Here is a 16,162-nt window from a genome sequence, read left to right on the forward strand (position 1 = left end):
TCTTGTGGCGCACGCCGTCCCGGCTGCGTTACGGATGCAAAAAATGCGTAGCATTACAAAAGCGGAAAAAGGCCGTTACCCCATGCGCCGGACATGCCCAAAAACCGCGCGGACGGAAAGACCCGGCATGAAGTGGAAAAGCGTCTTTCATTACAAAAACATTTCGATAATGACGTTGCCCCTTAACGCAGGTCGAAAACGGGGAACATGCCGCGTCCGTAATGGCAACACACAGGCACTGCACAATCGGGCCCAAAGGCGGTAGCAAGTTCATATTGCTTCCGTATATGGTTACCTGTACGGAACAGAGACAGCGAAAAGATGTTTCAGGGGCAAGGCAGGAAGGGAACGAAATGAAATTCGTTATTGCCGTCATCAAGCCGTTCAAGCTCGATGAGGTGCGTGAGGGGTTGCATTCCATCGGGGTGGATGCCCTGACCGCAACCGAGGTCAAGGGTTATGGCCGCCAGAAAGGCCAGACCGAAATCTATCGCGGCGCCGAATACAACATCCAGTTCCTGCCCAAGATCAAGCTGGAGATCGCGGTGGCGGACGCACAGTGCGACAAGGTGGTGGACGTGATCCAGAGCGCCTCGTGCACCGGCAAGATCGGCGATGGCAAGATCTTTGTCCTCGACCTTGAACAGGCAATGCGTATCAGGACACAGGAAACCGGAGAAAACGCGCTGTGATCACAAAGATTGGCAAGAGCGCCCGCCCGTTCGGGGCAGCGGCCGTAACTGTCGCGCTGTCCATGGGCAGCCTGCCCGCCATGGCGGCCGACGCGGCCCCCGCCGCGATCGATACGGGTGATACGGCATGGATGCTGATCAGCACGGGCCTTGTGCTGATGATGACCATTCCCGGCCTTGCCCTGTTCTATGCCGGGATGGTGCGCAAGAAGAATGTGCTGGCGACCCTCATGCAGTCGTTCAGCATCTGCTGCATCATGACGGTCGTGTGGATGGTGCTGGGCTACAGCCTGACCTTCACGTCGGGCAACGCGTTTATCGGCGGGCTGTCGCGCGTTATGCTCAACGGTCTTGGCGCGGGGATCTCCAAGGGGTCCGACGTGGCCTTCACCATGGCCGCCGGCACGCCCGCCGCGACCACCATGACCATTCCCGAAAGCGTGTGGATGACGTTCCAGATGACGTTCGCCATCATCACGCCCGCGCTGATTACCGGCGCGTTTGCCGAACGCATGAAGTTCAGCGCGCTGTGTGTCTTCACCATCCTGTGGTCGCTGATCGTGTACGTGCCCGTGGCCCACTGGGTCTGGGGACCGGATGGATGGGTCGCCAGCAAGATCGGCGCGATCGACTTCGCCGGTGGCACCGTCGTACATATCAATGCCGGTATCGCGGGTCTTGTCGCGGCCCTGGTGATCGGGCGGCGCAAGGGATACGGGGAAGAAGACCTGTCCCCCTACAACCTGACCTACGCCATCATTGGCGCGTCCCTGCTGTGGGTGGGCTGGTTCGGGTTCAATGCCGGGTCCGCCGTGGGGGCGAACGGGCGCGCAGGGATGGCCATGGCCACCACCCAGATCGCGGCCGCCGCTGCTGGCGTGTCATGGATGTGCGCCGAATGGATGAAGACCGGCAAGCCGACCGTGCTGGGCATCATTTCCGGCGCCGTGGGCGGGCTTGTGGCCATTACGCCCGCAGCCGGCTTCGTGCTGCCGGGCGGCGCGCTGATGATCGGCCTGGCTGCCGGCCTGATCTGCTTCTGGGGGGCGACGGGCCTCAAGCACATGATGGGCTATGACGACAGCCTTGACGCCTTTGGCGTGCATGGCATTGGCGGCATCGTGGGCGCGCTGCTGACCGGCGTGTTCGCCTATGGTCCGCTTTCGGCCACCGACGCCAGCCCCGAAGGGGTCAGCGGATCGTTTTCGCAGTTCGTGGCGCAGGCGGAATCCGTTGGCGTCACCATCGTATGGTGCGCGGTGCTGACCTTCATCATTCTCAAGCTGATCGACCTGACCATTGGCCTGCGCGTCACGCGTGATGAGGAAATGGAAGGGCTGGACATGAGCCTGCATGGCGAGCGGATCAATTCCTGATCCCCTCCGCCTGTTCCTGCATCCCTGAAACTGAGGGCGGCCCCGACGGGTCGCCCTTTTTTCATGCGTAATAATCCATTGATAAAAAATAAAAGTTTCTGGGTGCCGCCTTTTTTCAAAAAGGCGGTGTTCTTTGAAGCTTTTCGAAAAAAGCTTCACCAAAAACTTCTTTCAATCCACTACATCGCACCGCATTGCGCAGCGTGACCCGGGGGGAAAGCCTGCCTGCGCTTCCTCCCGCAACACGGCGGCAAGACGCGCATCCGGCATGTCGGACGGCAGCATGTAAAAGCCTGATTTTTCATAAAACGGGGCATTCCACGCAATCGTGCGGAAGGTCGTCAGCGTAAGCCCGGACAGACCAGACGCACGGGCATCGTCATACGCCGCTGATAACAGCCGTCGCCCCAGTCCCCTGCCCTGCCGGTCATGGGCCACCGACATTTCAAGGATATGCAGGTCCTGCCCGCAGCGTTGCGCGCTGAGGAAGCCCATGACCCGACCCTGTTCATCAACCGCGACCCAGCAGGTGCGCGTGGCGATGCAGGCCCGGTGCGCGTCAACAGACATGACCCCGTCATCCGCCACCCAAGCCAGTTCGGGCACGCTACGGAAAGCCTGCCCGGCCGAACGTTCGATGGCGGGAAGGAAGCGGGCGTCATCATCGACCGCCTTACGGATGGAAAAAGACATAAAGGTCATCCCGGTTGTGTAACGGGATGACCCTAGCACACCCGTCAGAACGACTGCGAAATACCGGTCAGGATGGTCCGGCGCAGCCCGTATTGCGGCGCACCCACGCCCACGCCCGTGCCGCTGCGCAGCATGTACGGGTGATCGAACAGGTTGGTGACATCCAGCCGCAGCTGCGTGGTGCGCAGGAAGCGGGAATGAAACAGGTCACGGAAGGACTGTACAACCGACATATTGAACGTCGCGTATTGCGGGATGACCCCGCCATTGGGCACATCCGAATCCTGGCGCAGGCCACTGCCATACACCATGGTGGCCGAAATGCGCGTGGGGTGTCCGCTGCGATAGAAAAAGGTGTAGGAACCCCCGGCCGAAGCCGTCCAGCGCTGGTCATGATCCAGGTGGATCCAGTGCTGGCTGATATATTTCAGGTCATCGGCGTCAAAGTTGAACTGCGCGCTGGTAATGTCCTTGCCGATCGCCCGCGACCACGCGAAATTGCCGTACAGTGACAGCGGCCCATGATCATAGGACGTGGAAAATTCATATCCGTTGACCTGGCCACGCCGGTAATTGAACCCGGACAGGATGATGGGCGCGCCGAACTGCCCTTCATCAATCAGGTTATGGGCCAGCTTGTAATAGGCATCGAACGACACGCGCCAGCCCGGCAGGATGACCTGCTCGATGCCCGCATCGAAATAATGGTCACGCTCGGCCTTGACCGTATCGCTGCGGCTGACATCGGTCGCAGCCGAGGTATTGGCGAACTGCCGCAGGTCGGTCCCGCCCACGACCTCGAATGGCGGCGGGGTGAAATAGCGTGAATAGCCCGCATGCAGCGCCGCCCCCTTCCACGCACGCCAGACCACGTTGATGCGCGGGCTGAGCTGGTGTTCGTCGGTATATTCCCCCACGCCGTCAAAGCGCAGGCCGTAATTGACCGTCAGGTTGCGCACTGGCTGCCATTCGTCCTGCACATACAGGCCGTATATGTCGCCCGTGCGGCCATTGCCCGTGTGGATCTTGACCTGCTGGTTCGCGTCATTGAACACCGTGGCATCGGCCTTGGTGATGTTCCGTTCGCCAAAGACCTGAAAGCCGAAGCGGATGGTGTGGTCAGGACGCACGCGCCATGTCACGTCGCTCTGGGTGCCGGTGGACATGACCGAACGTTCGGCGTGCTGGCTTATGCCCATATACGCAAGGTCGCCCATATTGGGATCGGGGCTGTAGCCCAGACTGCTGTAGCGCGAGAAAACCGATGTCTGCAGGCTGAACGCGCCAATCGTCTTCTGCAGCGACAGGATGCCGAAATCGGTGATTTCCTTCTGGCGTTCATTCAGGTTGCTGCTGCCCGGGGCCTGGGGCAGCAGGCTGCTGTAATTATCACCAAACATGGGCTGGCCGCCGATATTGGGCAGCTGGTACTCGGCGTTGGACACACCGGCGATCAGGCTTATGCGGGTGTTCTCATCCACTGTGTACCGCACGTGGCCCAGGAAATGGTACTGGTTGCTCAGGTCATGCGGCGCGTTGAAGGATGGGGTCGTATTTTCGATCCCGACGCGGTCATGCACGTAATCGGCGGTGAAAAAGTAATCCCATTTGCCATGTTGCCCCCCATACTGGGCGGAGGGAAAGAAGTAGTCCCGTGCCCCGCCGTAAATGGACACGTTGCCACCCTTGTTGGTGGACCCGTTCTTGGTGTTGATGTCCACCACTGCCGCCTGCAGGAAGCCGTACTGCACCGGCAGCGCACCGGTCGAAAGCGACAGGTTGTCGGCAAAGCGCGTCATCAGCGTCTGACCGAACACGTTCAGGCCTTCGGGCAACTGCACGCCGTCAAGGCGGAACTGCACCTCGTTATGGTCACCGCGGACATGGATCTGCCCATAACTGTCCTGCGCCACACCGGGGGCCTGCAGCAGCACGCTGTTCATCCCGGCATTATCGCCACCGGGAATGGTTTCCAGCGCCTTGCGGCTGAAGGCATGCACCGTGGCCCCGGTGGATGGTTGCAACTGGATGCGCGCCCGGTCCAGCCGGGCGGTGACCGTCATGGCGTCCGGGGCGGATGAGCGGCGCGTGACGTCCCCGTCCGTCACCTGCGTGGTGGTCGTGCTGGTCGTGGTGGTGGGCGTGCCTGTCGCCGTCGTGGTCTGCGCCACGAGGGAGGAAACCGGCGTAAACGCGGTCATGGCCGCCAGCATGGCGGGGGACAACGGGCGGCGGGAGAACCATAAGCGGATCATGTCAGGGTGGGCTCGCATCCAGTCAGGAGATTTCGGATGCCTCCGTCGTATATTGGTACAATATAACATAACAGACTAAAAAAGCAGGCATCCTCGCGACGCAGCCGGAATGTTGTTTTTATGCAACATAAGCATACCCGCCCTGACTTACGCACAGGGCGACGCATGCCACGGACCATTCCGTCAGCGCGTTGATGCGAAAATGTGCTGGGAAAACCCGGTCAGGGCGCAGGACAGGCGAAAGACTGCTTCACAAGCCCGTCCGTAAAATATTCCAAAACTGAAAGAAGTTTTTGGCGAAGCTTTTTTAAAAAAGCTTCAGAAGACACACCGTTTTTATGAAAAAAGGCAACACCCGAAAACTTTTATGACGTCGGGCCGGTACCGGATCCCGGGCGTTCCATCACGACCGGCGGCTGACGCGGGGCATCACGCAGATAGGCATTGAGGAACGTCCGCACGGCGGAACGGGCGATGAATTCGATATGCGCCTCATCCGTATTGACCGGCAGTTGCAGCCGTGCGCGCGCCACGATCCGGGTCTGGCACAGGCCATAGAACTGTTCCGCCGCGAAAACCGGGTCGGGAATGTTCAGAACACCCGCGTCATTATGCTGCATGAGCCACGCGGACAGGATGCCAATGGCCTTCTCCGGTCCATGCTTCCAGAAGGTTTCGGCAAGGTCAGGGAAGTTGCCCGCCTCAGAAATGATGATGCGGTTGAGCATGAGCGACAGCGGCGATGTCAGCAGCCGGATCATGGCCACGGCAAGATGTTCGAGCGATTCCGTAAGGTTGGCCCCTTCGTCAATCCGGCTGAACAGAAGGGGCATCTTCTCGCACGCGCACTGTTCCACAAAGGCGGAAAACAGCGTGGCCTTGCTTTCGAAATAATTATACAGCGTTCCCTTGGACACCCCCGCGTCGCGGGCGATGCCCGACATGCTGGCCCCTTCGTATCCCTGCCGGGCAAAGACACGCGCGGCACCGGCCAGGATCTGCTGGCGCTTGGCCGCGGACGCACCGGACAGCGGGCAGCTTTCGGCCTGTGTCTGGTCCCGATGGTCTGGCGTGGTACCCATGGAAATCACCCTGCTCCCGTTATCGGTGCGTACTTTCGATTGACCCCGTGAGGAAAGCCGATAGGCTAGGGGACTGACCGAACTGATCGGTCAATTCATGGCATGGCCGCGAAACCATGCCAAGGGCATACAGGTTTATATCAACTGTTTTCAGGGACAACAGGGGGCCGCGTTGGTGGGTAGGGGATTTTCATGGCGCACGGCGGTGGTTGGGTTGTCGGTCATGACCGCCGGGTGCGCGGTTGGCCCGAACTTCCACAAGCCAACCCCGTGGACGCCCAAGGAATACGGTGGCCCGAAGCGTATCGCCACGACCGGCAAGGATGGCACGCCCGCGCAGGTCGCAAGTCAGACCACGTCGGATGACCCCGATACCGCGTGGTGGACCATCTTCAACGATCCCGAACTGACAAAGCTGGAACAGCGCGTCGCCACCGACAACCTTGATGTCCGCCGCTATGCCTACCGCATGGCACAAAGCCGCGCGGAACTGCGTATCGCAGGTGCCGAACGCTATCCCGCCATGTCCGCCACGGGGTCATACGCCCGCCAGCAGTACAGCACCAAGATGCTGCAGCGGATCGTAACGGATGTGGAAAGCGACCCGCAACTGAGCAACAACCCCGTATTTTCCCAATATGCGCCACCACCCGGACAGGCCAGGATCCCGCTGTTCAACCAGTGGCGCGACAGCATCGACGCCACATGGGAAGTGGACCTGTGGGGCCGCGTGCGCCGCCAGTACGAAGCCGCCGCCGCCCAGACGCAGGCCACGAACGAAGCCCGTCGCGGCATGCTGATTTCACGCCAGGCCGAAGTCGCGCGCGATTACATGGACCTGCGCAACACGCAGGAACAGCTGCGTATCGTCATGGAAAACCGCGACGTGGCCAGATCCATGCTGGACCTGAACCAGCAGCGCTACGCCAAGGGACTGGCCAGCGACATGGAAGTGGAACAGGCCCGCGTGCAGTACCAGAACACGCTGGCGCAACTGCCCCAGCTTGAGCAGCAGCTGGTGGCCCAGGTCAACGCGCTCAGCCTGCTTATGGGCGAGCCGCCGCGCGCATTGTCCGACGAACTGCTGACCGCTTCCGCCATTCCGCCCGTCCCGCCGCGCGTGCCGGTGGGCGTGCCGTCCGAACTGGCGCGCCGCCGCCCCGACATCCGCCGCGCCGAAGCCAACCTGCACGCCGCAACCGCGCAGGTGGGCGAGGCCGTGGCCGAATTCTATCCGCGCGTGACGATCAATGCCGGGTTCGGGTTTGAATCCCTGTCCTTCCGCGACCTTGGTTTCTGGAACGCCAAGGCATGGAATGTCGGCCCGTCCATCACCCTGCCCATCTTCCAGGGCGGGCGCCTGCGCGGACAGCTGGAATTGCGCAAGGCGGCGCAGAAGGAAGCCGCCATCAGCTACCAGCAGACCGTGCTGGGCGCATGGCATGACATTGACAACGCGCTGACCGCCTATACCGATGAACAGGTCCGCCATGACAACCTGACGCAGCGCATGGAAGCCAGCCACCATGCCCTGCAACTGGCGCAGGACCAGTACCGCCACGGGATGGTCACCTACCTGAATGTTCTGGACAGCCAGCGCCAGTATCTGGGCGCGCAATCCGACCTGACCACCAGCACGGCCACCATATCGGGCAATCTTGTCCGTCTTTACAACGCACTGGGTGGCGGCTGGGAAACCACGTACCCCGAACCCGCCCCCCGCACGAAGCAGGCGAAGGCAACCCAGCCCCCCGCCACGACCACCACGCCCGCAGCCACCTCCACGCCCGCTCCATCGCACCAACCGGCCTGAATCCGGCGTTAAAGGCTTGGCGCGCACGCGCCTTGCTAGTATAAGCCGCCCCGTTCCCGACTGGATTGGCACAGGCCGCCACACGGAACCACGGCGCAGGGACCTGTCATCATGATTACATTGCCCCCCGATTACCGCCCTTCGGATGATGAGGAATTCATGAATCCGCAGCAGGTGGAATATTTCCGCCTCAAACTGCTGAAGTGGCGCGCGGACCTCCTCAAGGAAGCGGACGAGACGCTTGCCAGCCTGTCCGAAGGCGGCATTCACGAAGCGGACATCACCGACCGCGCCAGTGTCGAGACGGACCGTGCGCTGGAACTGCGCACGCGCGACCGGGCGCGCAAGCTGATTTCCAAGATCAACCAGGCGTTGCTGCGCATCGAGGCCGGCACCTATGGCTATTGCGAGGAAACGGGCGAACCCATCGGCCTGAAGCGGCTGGAAGCCCGCCCCATCGCGACCCTTTCGATCGAGGCACAGGAACGCCACGAACGCATGGAACGCATCCACCGCGACGACTGACGCCTCCTGCCTTCCGGCTGGATGACCCCAATTTGCCAGAATACGACAAAAGGGGGTTGCCAGCCGATGCAGGAAAAGTTAGGAAGCGCGCATACAGTGCTGCTGTAGCTCAGTGGTAGAGCACTCCCTTGGTAAGGGAGAGGTCGACAGTTCAATCCTGTCCAGCAGCACCATGATTTCCCTGCATATTCCGGTCTGCATGTTTCTGGTCCACCTGGACCATGGGCGTGGAAGGCGTGTCATGCATCCGTCCATGCCTGCATGGTCGACCGGACGCATGGGTCCATCCGCCCCTGCGGCCCGACCGGGCTGTCCCTTCCTTGCGGCAATCAGACATTCCTATGCAGGCATGCCGTCCCGCGCCCCTCTCGACCGGATGCATGTGGCCACATATGCTGCCAGGGCGGATGGCACCACTTGTTCTTGTGAAGCACATGGATCCCCCATATTAAAGCAGTGCCGCAGGCGGGGACGGGAACGGTAGGCACCTCCATGATTGAGAACATGCATTTCGGAAACATCGCCATTGTGGGCGATGTGATACTGGACCGTTATATTTCCGGCCGGATTGACCGTATCTCCCCCGAGGCCCCCGTGCCGGTACTGGTGCATGAACACCTCGATACCGTAGCGGGCGGGGCAGCCAATGTGGCGGCAAATGCCGCGGCACTGGGCGCGCGCGTCTCGCTTGTCGGGCTGGTGGGGGCGGATGAATACGCAACCTGTCTGGCCCAGACCCTTGCACGGTGGGACCGTATCGATACCCGTGGCCTGATACGCGACGCCCATCGCCAGACCACGACCAAGACACGGGTCATGAGCGGCCGCCAGCAGATCGTGCGCATTGATAACGAGGATACCCACCCACCCGATCCCGCCACACAGGCTGAACTGGTGGACAGGGCCTGTACGGCCATAGACGGGGCCGACATCCTGATCTGCTCGGATTATGGCAAGGGCGTGCTGGATGATGGTGTGCTGGAAAAAATCATCACGCGTGCCCGCATGCGGGGCATTCCCGTCATTGTCGATCCCAAGCGCACGTCTTTCGCGGCCTATCGCGGGGCGACGCTGGTCACGCCCAACCGGCAGGAACTGGGCCGGGCCACCGGCCTGCCGGTGCGGACCGATGACCAGATCATTGCCGCAGCACAGGCGGCAGGCACACAGTTTGGTGGCAGCGTGCTGGTCACCCGATCGGAAGAAGGCATGACCCTGTGGCAGGATGACGGGACGGTCAGCCATGTGCGCAGCCAGGCGGCCGAGGTCTTTGACGTCTCGGGCGCAGGGGACTGCGTGGTCGCGACCGTCGCCGCCATCCTGTCGGCGGGGCAGTCCATGGAAACGGCGGTGACCATCGCCAATACGGCCGCTGCCGTAGCGGTGGGCAAGCTGGGCACGACCACCGTTTCGCGCGCCGAACTCAGCCACGCACTGATGCGCGACATGCCGGATTCGGGAAAATGCGTCTCCCTTGAACAGGCGACGGCCATGGCGCGGGACTGGCGGCACCATGGGGCACGGGTCGTCTTTACCAATGGGTGTTTCGACCTGCTGCATCCGGGTCATATCGCCCTCATACAAAAGGCTGCGGCACAGGGGGACAAGCTGATCGTGGCGCTGAATACCGATCGCTCCGTCCGCCGCCTGAAGGGGGAAAGCCGCCCCATACAGGATGAACGCGCACGGGCCACCGTGATTGGCGCGCTGCGCAATGTCGATCTGGTCGTGCTGTTTGACCAGGACACGCCGGAAGAGGCCATCCGCGCGATCCTGCCCGATGTCATCGTAAAGGGTGCGGATTACCGCGAGGATGAAGTCGTGGGCGGCGATATCGTAAAAGCCAATGGCGGGCGTGTCGTGCTGGTTGACATCATGCCAGGCCGATCAACCACATCGCTTGTACGGCAGGCGGGCGGCCAGCGCCGGGCCGGGACAGATACCCCGGCGTGACACCCGAACACTTCCAGACATGGGCTGTCCGCCAGGCCCTGCCGCTATGGTCTGAAAACGGGTTCGACAGGGATCGGACCCTGTTCCATGAACGGCTTGATTTCAACGGATGTCCCATCCCCCTGCCCGCCCTGCGCCTGATGGTGCAGGCCCGCCAGATCGCGACCTATTGCCGCGCGGCCCTGCGTGGCGACTCGCCGGCAGGTGAGATGGCCCTGCGCTGCCTTGCGGAAGTCGAACACCGCTATCACCGTGCCGATGACGCGGCGGGGTGGGTTTTCTCCCTTGCCCCCGACGGGCGGCCTGCCGACCGGCGGCGCGACCTGTACGCCCATGCCTTCATCCTGTACGCCCATGCATGGGCGTACCGCCTGTCGGGTGATCCGGGCCTGCGACGCCGCGTGGGAGACGCCGCGACAGAACTGGAGACCATCTTCCGTACCTCCGGCCCGGGATTCATGGATGCCGTGCCGCCCCAAGACGCCATCCGGCGGCAGAATCCCCACATGCACCTGCTGGAAGCGTGGCTGGCGCTGTTCGAAGCCACGGGAGAGGATATTTACCGCGACCGTGCAGCCCGACTGGTCACGCTGGCCACTACGCGCTTCATCGACCCGGCCAGCGGCCTGCTGCTGGAAGATTTTACCGCCGACTGGCGCCCCCTTCACCCTGCGGGCCAAAACCGGGCGGAACCGGGCCACCTGCTGGAATGGTCATGGCTGCTGCATGAATACCTGCGCCTGTGCGCACCACGGGATGCGGACGGCATCCGGCAGGTTGCCGAACGGCTGCATCGGGTCGCCCTGGCCCATGCCGCATCCGTCCATCCCCCCGTCATCCGCAATGCGGTAGGGCAGGATGGACGGGTCGTGGATGGAGGCACGCGCATCTGGCCCCAGACGGAACTGATGCGCTCCCTTGGAACGAATACAGGTTCATCGGGCATGATCGCGGGTGTGCTGGCGCATTTCGCCACCCATTATATCCCATCCCACCTGAATGGAGGGTGGATCGACCGCCTGAACGCGGACGGGACACCGGCCATGGATCATATGCCCGCCAGTTCGCTGTACCATATTTACGGGGCGGTCTGCGACCTGACCGACGGCAGGGCGGGCACTGGATAAACGTTTCCGGATGTCGCTTTTTTCAAAAGGCGACATCCCTTGAAGCTTTTTGAAAAAAGCTTCACCAAAAACTTCCCCGGTTACAGATTATCCAGCCCAAGGGCCGCGATATCCGCGGGCGGTCCCGCCAGCATGCAGGCAACCCCGGTCGTGCGGTCCACCACCATGCGGATATCCACCGGGCCTTCCGCGCCAAACAGGTCGGATGTCACGACATAGGCCGGGCGCAGGGGTTCATCATCGGTGGCATCATGACGCGCCACCGCTGTCATGAGACGGCCCAGCGCGCGTTCCAGCCCTTCCATCACACGTGACGGGGCAAGGCGCGGGTGCTGGGGCGTGTCGTCACCGGTGCAGTGCAGTTCCAGCAGTTTCGCCCATGCCGCCGTGGGAATGAACATGGGCATGCGCGACCCGTCATTATGCCGTTCGGCATGCATGATGCGCCGCGTATTGGCCAGTTCGATCACATCAATGCGCGGCAGGTCATCACCAATCCGGGCAGCCACGGTACGGGGGGTACCGGTCATGCGCGGGCGACCCCTTCAAAATGCGATGGCAGCTTGAGGATATCCTGCGATGACAGGGCGGAGGAAATATAGAAGCCCTGTATCCGCTCCGGCTTCATCTGCATGACCAGATCGAACTGTTCGCGGTTTTCGACCCCTTCGACCGTAATTTCCATCCCGAAACCCTGCCCCATGTCGATCAGGCTGGACAGGACCATGCAGGCATCGGGATTGCCCACGATGTTGGCGACCATGCTCTGGTCGATCTTGACCTGTGAAAAGGGCAGTTCGCGCAGGTGGTTCAGCACGGTAATCCCCTTGCCGAAATTATCCAGCGCAATGCGGAAACCCGAACGCGCCAGTTCGCGCAGGTTGCGGATCCCCTGATCCGCCCGGCGGCCATGCAGCATCGCCTCGGTCACTTCCAGCACGAAGCTGTCCGGGGACATATTGAAACGCCTGAGCGATTCCTCCAGTTCACGCTGGTAGTCATCACGGATCAGGTCCATGCGCGACAGGTTGATGGCAAGCTGGCGCGGGGGCTGGCCCTTCTCGTTCCACATGCACACGTCATGGCGGAAGGCCTCGATCATGCGTGGACCCATGGCCTGCGCCAGGCCGGCATCGGTGAACACGTCGGAAAAGTCCTCCGCCGCCAGCAGGCCGCGCTCGGGGTGCTGCCAGCGCAGCAGTGCCTCGATCTGGTCCACTTCAAGCGTGCGGCAGTTCAGGATCGGCTGGTAATAGACCTCGAACTGGTTGCGTTCGACACCGCACCGCGCCTCGCTCAGGATGGAGACACGGGCCTGCGCGCGCTCGCGCAGGTTGCGGGTGAACATCTGGGACTGCTTGCCGCCCGCACGCTTGGCGGCGTACATCGCCATGTCGGCGTTTTTCTGCACGTCTTCCATCGTGTCGGTGCCATCGAGCAGCACCGCGCCGATACTGCCCGCAACGCTTACGGTCACCGTTTCGATGTCAATGGGACGTTCCAGCACGCCCTGCAGGCGGTCCATGTACCGCTCCAGCGATACGTCCTCCAGCGTGCGGTGCAGGATCACCGCGAACTCATCCCCGCCCAGGCGGCTGACAGGGTCATCGGGGTGGGTCATTTCAATCAGGCGCGAGGCAATGGCGCGCAGCACGATGTCACCCGCATGGTGACCATGCACGTCATTGATCTGCTTGAAGCCATCAAGGTCGAACATGGCCAGCGCGGGCTGGGGTGCCCCACCACCGCCTGATTCACGGCAGCGCGCGATTTCATCTGCCAGCGCGGTATTGAAACCGCCACGGTTGAGCAGACCGGTCAGCGTATCCGTTTCCGCCAGTTCACACAGACGGTCACGGGTGTTCATCAGTTCGGTAATCTCGAACCGGCTGGCGACATAGCCCTGTATCCGGCCCTGCCTGTCCTTTTTGGGGATGATGGTGGTCGCTACCCAGTACAGCGATCCATCCTTGGCACGGTTGCAGATATTGCCCTGCCACAGTTCGCCCGCCTCGATGGTACGGTACAGGTCCCGGAAGAAATCGGCGTCATGATAGCCGGAATTGACGATCCGGTGTGTGGAACCGATCAGTTCCGCCCGCGAGTACTGACTGATTTCACAAAAACGGTCATTCACATAGGTAATGACCCCCTGTGTGTCGGTAATGGCGACGATCAGGACACTGTCAACCAGGTCGGCCCAGAAATCAGCATCCTGATGTGTCAGTGCCCGCAGCCGATCATCGTGTTGCAATGCCATATTCCCGCCTGGAACCTACAATAAAAAACAGAACAGAATGCTTCATGAAATCAGCCCGGCAACAGGACCGAAGCGCTGCATGATACACCCATGCGCCCACGCCAGACCAGAGACCACATCATATTACACCTTGGTCGGGATAAGGAACGAACCACGTTCCTGTCGCTCACGGAACCATTTTTCCAGTTCCTCCGGCGGCAGGGGTTTCGCGAACAGATAACCCTGCATCACATCACAATGCAGTTCCTCCAGCAGGCGCCACTGCTGCTCGGTCTCGACCCCTTCGGTCACCACCGTCATGCCCAGGCGCGACCCGATGCCGATCACCGCCATGGTCACGGCCTGCGCGTTGGTGTCATGCTCGAAATCATTGATGAAGCTGCGGTCGATCTTGATTTCCGTCAGCGGCAGGCGCGTCAGCCGCGACAGCGACGAATACCCCGTGCCGAAATCATCCATCGACAGCCCGACATCCAGCTTGCGGATGGCGTACAGCACTTCTTCGGTATCACTGCTGTTGTCCATCATCACGCTTTCGGTGATTTCCACCGTCAGGCGGTCCGGCGTCAGGTCATGGTGCTTCAGCAGGTTGTTGATATATTCCGGCAGCGCGCGGTTGCGGAAATGCACTGCTGACAGGTTGACCGCAACCGTGGGCACATGCACCCCGTCACGGTCCCATTTCACCATCTGCCTACAGGCTTCCTGTAGCGACCACCGGCCAATGGCCTCGATCTGCCCCGTATCCTCCGCCACCGCGATGAAGCGGGACGGATAGATGTTGCCCAGTGTGGGATGATGCCACCGCGACAGGGCCTCGACGCCGTACAGGCCCCCGGTCATGGTTTCCACCTGCGGCTGGTAATGCAGCCTCAGCATACCCTTGGCCAGCGAGTCCCGCAGCGCGGAGCCAAGCATCAGCCGTTCCTGCGCCACCTGGTTCTTTTCATGCCCGGCGAAGCGGTACAGGCCACGCCCGTCCTCCTTCGCCTGCCGGGCTGCGGCATCGGCCAGGCTGAGCAGGGATTCGCTGTCCGGTCCGTTTTCGGGGAAGGTGCTGATGCCGACACAGCACGAAATGCTCAGCGTATTCTCACCCACCTGCAGGGGCTTGGCGATTGAATTGATCAGGTTTTCGGCAAACTGCTCCGCACGCCTGTGCGAACAGTCGGGCACGACAATGATGAATTCATCCCCACCCGAACGGCTGACGATATATTCGTCATTGACCAGTGCGCGGATGCGGCGACCGATCTCGATCAGGAAACGGTCGGCATTCACATGGCCCAGCGCGTCGTTGATATCGCGGAAACGGTCGATATCCACCATGAACAGCGAGAACTGACTGTCCCCGCCCCGCATGATCAGGCGTTCGATGACATTATGCAGCGACGTACGGTTCAGCAGTCCGGTCAGGCTGTCGAAATTGGACAGCTGGGCAATGTGCTGGCGCGTCTGGTTCTGTTCGATCGCCAGCGCGCACAGGGGCATGCAGGTCGAAACCACCCGTTCGGGCCATGCCAGCGAGGGATCGTCATCACGCAGGTACACGGCGAACACACCCATGACCTGTCCCGTGCGGGAAATGATGGCGGAAGAGCAGCACCGCTCCAGCCCCAGTGAACGGGCAAGGGAGGAATACCCATCCCATACCACGGCATTGCTGTTGCCGGGCGCAGTGCGCAGCGCGTCGGTCTGTTCGGGTGTCAGTTGCATGCTGTCCAGCGCCGTGCGGTAGCGGTTGGGCATGCCGGGGGAAGACGTGACGCTGACCTTGTGCGCGCTGTCAAACATGATGAGCGCCGCCACCCCACCGGGCACGAAACCGTCCACGCGGCGGCACAGCCGATCGCCCACCTCCTGCAGGGTCACGTCGGACGCAAGCGACTGGAGCACTTCGTTCTGCAGGATCAGGATTTTGCGCTGGCGGCTCTGTTCCGTCACGTCCTTCATGACGGCGATGTAGTAGATCCTGCCTGTCTCACCCACCTGCACGCGCGAAATCGACAGTTCACCGCAGACAGATTCGCCATTGGCGCGGCGGAATTCCACCTCACGCGATGTGCCGACAATGCGGCCTACGCCCGTCTCGCGGTTACGGTCGATATAGCTGTCATGCTGCGCACGGTCCGCCTGTGGCACAAGGCAGCTGACATTCTGTCCCATGACCTGTGCACGCGGCAGGCCCCATATCCGCTCGGCCGCGGCATTGAAGAAGATGATGCAGTTGTGCTCATCAATCACGACCATGGGATCAATGGCCTGCTCCATTGCGGACAGCAGGACATCGGCGCTTATCTTCGGCTGATCCACCGTAAACTCCAGAACGTTGGCACGACCCGTCGCGCCATGTGAGATCACTTTTCCTGATCGTGGCAGGCACGCT

The 16,162-nt window shown here is 61.6% G+C and carries 12 protein-coding genes and 1 tRNA gene; 7 read left to right on the forward strand and 6 right to left on the reverse strand.

All coding sequences use genetic code 11. From position 1 onward, the window contains the following. The first annotated feature begins 353 nt into the window (after positions 1-353). Together S101446_RS10020 and S101446_RS10025 are read left to right on the forward strand one after the other, a co-directional pair. Positions 354-692: a P-II family nitrogen regulator gene (locus S101446_RS10020; RefSeq protein WP_010508912.1), complete on the forward strand. Its 339-nt coding sequence runs from the start codon at positions 354-356 to the stop codon at positions 690-692. Next, positions 689-2,068 (forward strand): ammonium transporter, encoded by a 1,380-nt coding sequence (locus tag S101446_RS10025; protein ID WP_010508910.1) that lies wholly within the window; start codon positions 689-691, stop codon positions 2,066-2,068. The genes S101446_RS10020 and S101446_RS10025 overlap by 4 nt, the downstream gene beginning before the upstream one ends. Positions 2,069-2,239: 171 nt before the next feature. Here S101446_RS10025 and S101446_RS10030 read toward each other — a convergent pair whose 3' ends face one another. The 3 genes from S101446_RS10030 to S101446_RS10040 form a co-directional block, all read right to left on the reverse strand. Continuing rightward, on the reverse strand, positions 2,240-2,770 hold the full coding sequence (locus tag S101446_RS10030) for a GNAT family N-acetyltransferase (protein WP_087608276.1): 531 nt from the start codon (positions 2,768-2,770) through the stop codon (positions 2,240-2,242). A 35-nt stretch (positions 2,771-2,805) separates the two neighbouring features. After that, complete coding sequence (locus S101446_RS10035; protein ID WP_087608277.1) at positions 2,806-5,016, reverse strand: TonB-dependent receptor; 2,211 nt, start codon at positions 5,014-5,016, stop codon at positions 2,806-2,808. A gap of 365 nt (positions 5,017-5,381) precedes the next feature. Then, positions 5,382-6,098 carry a TetR/AcrR family transcriptional regulator gene (locus S101446_RS10040; protein WP_087608278.1) on the reverse strand — a complete coding sequence of 239 codons (717 nt, stop codon included), beginning with the start codon at positions 6,096-6,098 and terminating at the stop codon, positions 5,382-5,384. 97 nt (positions 6,099-6,195) lie between these two features. Between S101446_RS10040 and S101446_RS10045 the strand changes: the two genes are divergently transcribed. The 5 genes from S101446_RS10045 (at position 6,196) to S101446_RS10065 (ending at position 11,516) form a co-directional block, all read left to right on the forward strand. Continuing rightward, complete coding sequence (locus S101446_RS10045) at positions 6,196-7,911, forward strand: efflux transporter outer membrane subunit (protein ID WP_087608279.1); 1,716 nt, start codon at positions 6,196-6,198, stop codon at positions 7,909-7,911. Positions 7,912-8,022: 111 nt separating this feature from the next. After that, positions 8,023-8,436 (forward strand): RNA polymerase-binding protein DksA, encoded by a 414-nt coding sequence (gene dksA / locus S101446_RS10050; RefSeq protein ID WP_010508899.1) that lies wholly within the window; start codon positions 8,023-8,025, stop codon positions 8,434-8,436. 98 nt (positions 8,437-8,534) lie between these two features. Beyond that, positions 8,535-8,609 (forward strand) — tRNA-Thr (locus S101446_RS10055). 319 nt (positions 8,610-8,928) lie between these two features. Further along, on the forward strand, positions 8,929-10,389 hold the full coding sequence (gene rfaE1 / locus S101446_RS10060) for a D-glycero-beta-D-manno-heptose-7-phosphate kinase (protein ID WP_087608280.1): 1,461 nt from the start codon (positions 8,929-8,931) through the stop codon (positions 10,387-10,389). Continuing rightward, positions 10,386-11,516 (forward strand): AGE family epimerase/isomerase, encoded by a 1,131-nt coding sequence (locus tag S101446_RS10065; RefSeq protein WP_087608281.1) that lies wholly within the window; start codon positions 10,386-10,388, stop codon positions 11,514-11,516. The genes rfaE1 and S101446_RS10065 overlap by 4 nt, the downstream gene beginning before the upstream one ends. A gap of 80 nt (positions 11,517-11,596) precedes the next feature. On the opposite strand, the gene S101446_RS10070 is transcribed toward S101446_RS10065, so the two are convergent. The 3 genes from S101446_RS10070 to S101446_RS10080 form a co-directional block, all read right to left on the reverse strand. After that, complete coding sequence (locus S101446_RS10070) at positions 11,597-12,046, reverse strand: hypothetical protein (RefSeq protein ID WP_048849279.1); 450 nt, start codon at positions 12,044-12,046, stop codon at positions 11,597-11,599. After that, entirely contained in the window at positions 12,043-13,776 is a 1,734-nt protein-coding gene (locus S101446_RS10075) for a putative bifunctional diguanylate cyclase/phosphodiesterase (protein ID WP_019085986.1), read from the reverse strand. Before S101446_RS10075 ends, S101446_RS10070 begins: the two co-directional genes overlap by 4 nt. A gap of 123 nt (positions 13,777-13,899) precedes the next feature. After that, positions 13,900-16,137: an EAL domain-containing protein gene (locus S101446_RS10080; RefSeq protein ID WP_087608282.1), complete on the reverse strand. Its 2,238-nt coding sequence runs from the start codon at positions 16,135-16,137 to the stop codon at positions 13,900-13,902. Positions 16,138-16,162: the final 25 nt, after the last annotated feature.

This window comes from Komagataeibacter europaeus (genome assembly GCF_002173515.1).
Lineage (GTDB): Bacteria > Pseudomonadota > Alphaproteobacteria > Acetobacterales > Acetobacteraceae > Komagataeibacter > Komagataeibacter europaeus.

What these genes read in the sequence shown, in the direction of transcription:
- S101446_RS10075 (WP_019085986.1), bottom strand. Translation starts at nt 13,776, where the DNA reads ATGGCATTGCAACACGATGATCGGCTGCGGGCACTGACACATCAGGAT.
- S101446_RS10035 (WP_087608277.1), bottom strand. Translation starts at nt 5,016, where the DNA reads ATGATCCGCTTATGGTTCTCCCGCCGCCCGTTGTCCCCCGCCATGCTG.
- S101446_RS10020 (WP_010508912.1), top strand. Translation starts at nt 354, where the DNA reads ATGAAATTCGTTATTGCCGTCATCAAGCCGTTCAAGCTCGATGAGGTG.
- S101446_RS10070 (WP_048849279.1), bottom strand. Translation starts at nt 12,046, where the DNA reads ATGACCGGTACCCCCCGTACCGTGGCTGCCCGGATTGGTGATGACCTG.
- S101446_RS10045 (WP_087608279.1), top strand. Translation starts at nt 6,196, where the DNA reads ATGGCATGGCCGCGAAACCATGCCAAGGGCATACAGGTTTATATCAAC.
- S101446_RS10030 (WP_087608276.1), bottom strand. Translation starts at nt 2,770, where the DNA reads ATGACCTTTATGTCTTTTTCCATCCGTAAGGCGGTCGATGATGACGCC.
- rfaE1 (WP_087608280.1), top strand. Translation starts at nt 8,929, where the DNA reads ATGATTGAGAACATGCATTTCGGAAACATCGCCATTGTGGGCGATGTG.
- S101446_RS10040 (WP_087608278.1), bottom strand. Translation starts at nt 6,098, where the DNA reads ATGGGTACCACGCCAGACCATCGGGACCAGACACAGGCCGAAAGCTGC.
- dksA (WP_010508899.1), top strand. Translation starts at nt 8,023, where the DNA reads ATGATTACATTGCCCCCCGATTACCGCCCTTCGGATGATGAGGAATTC.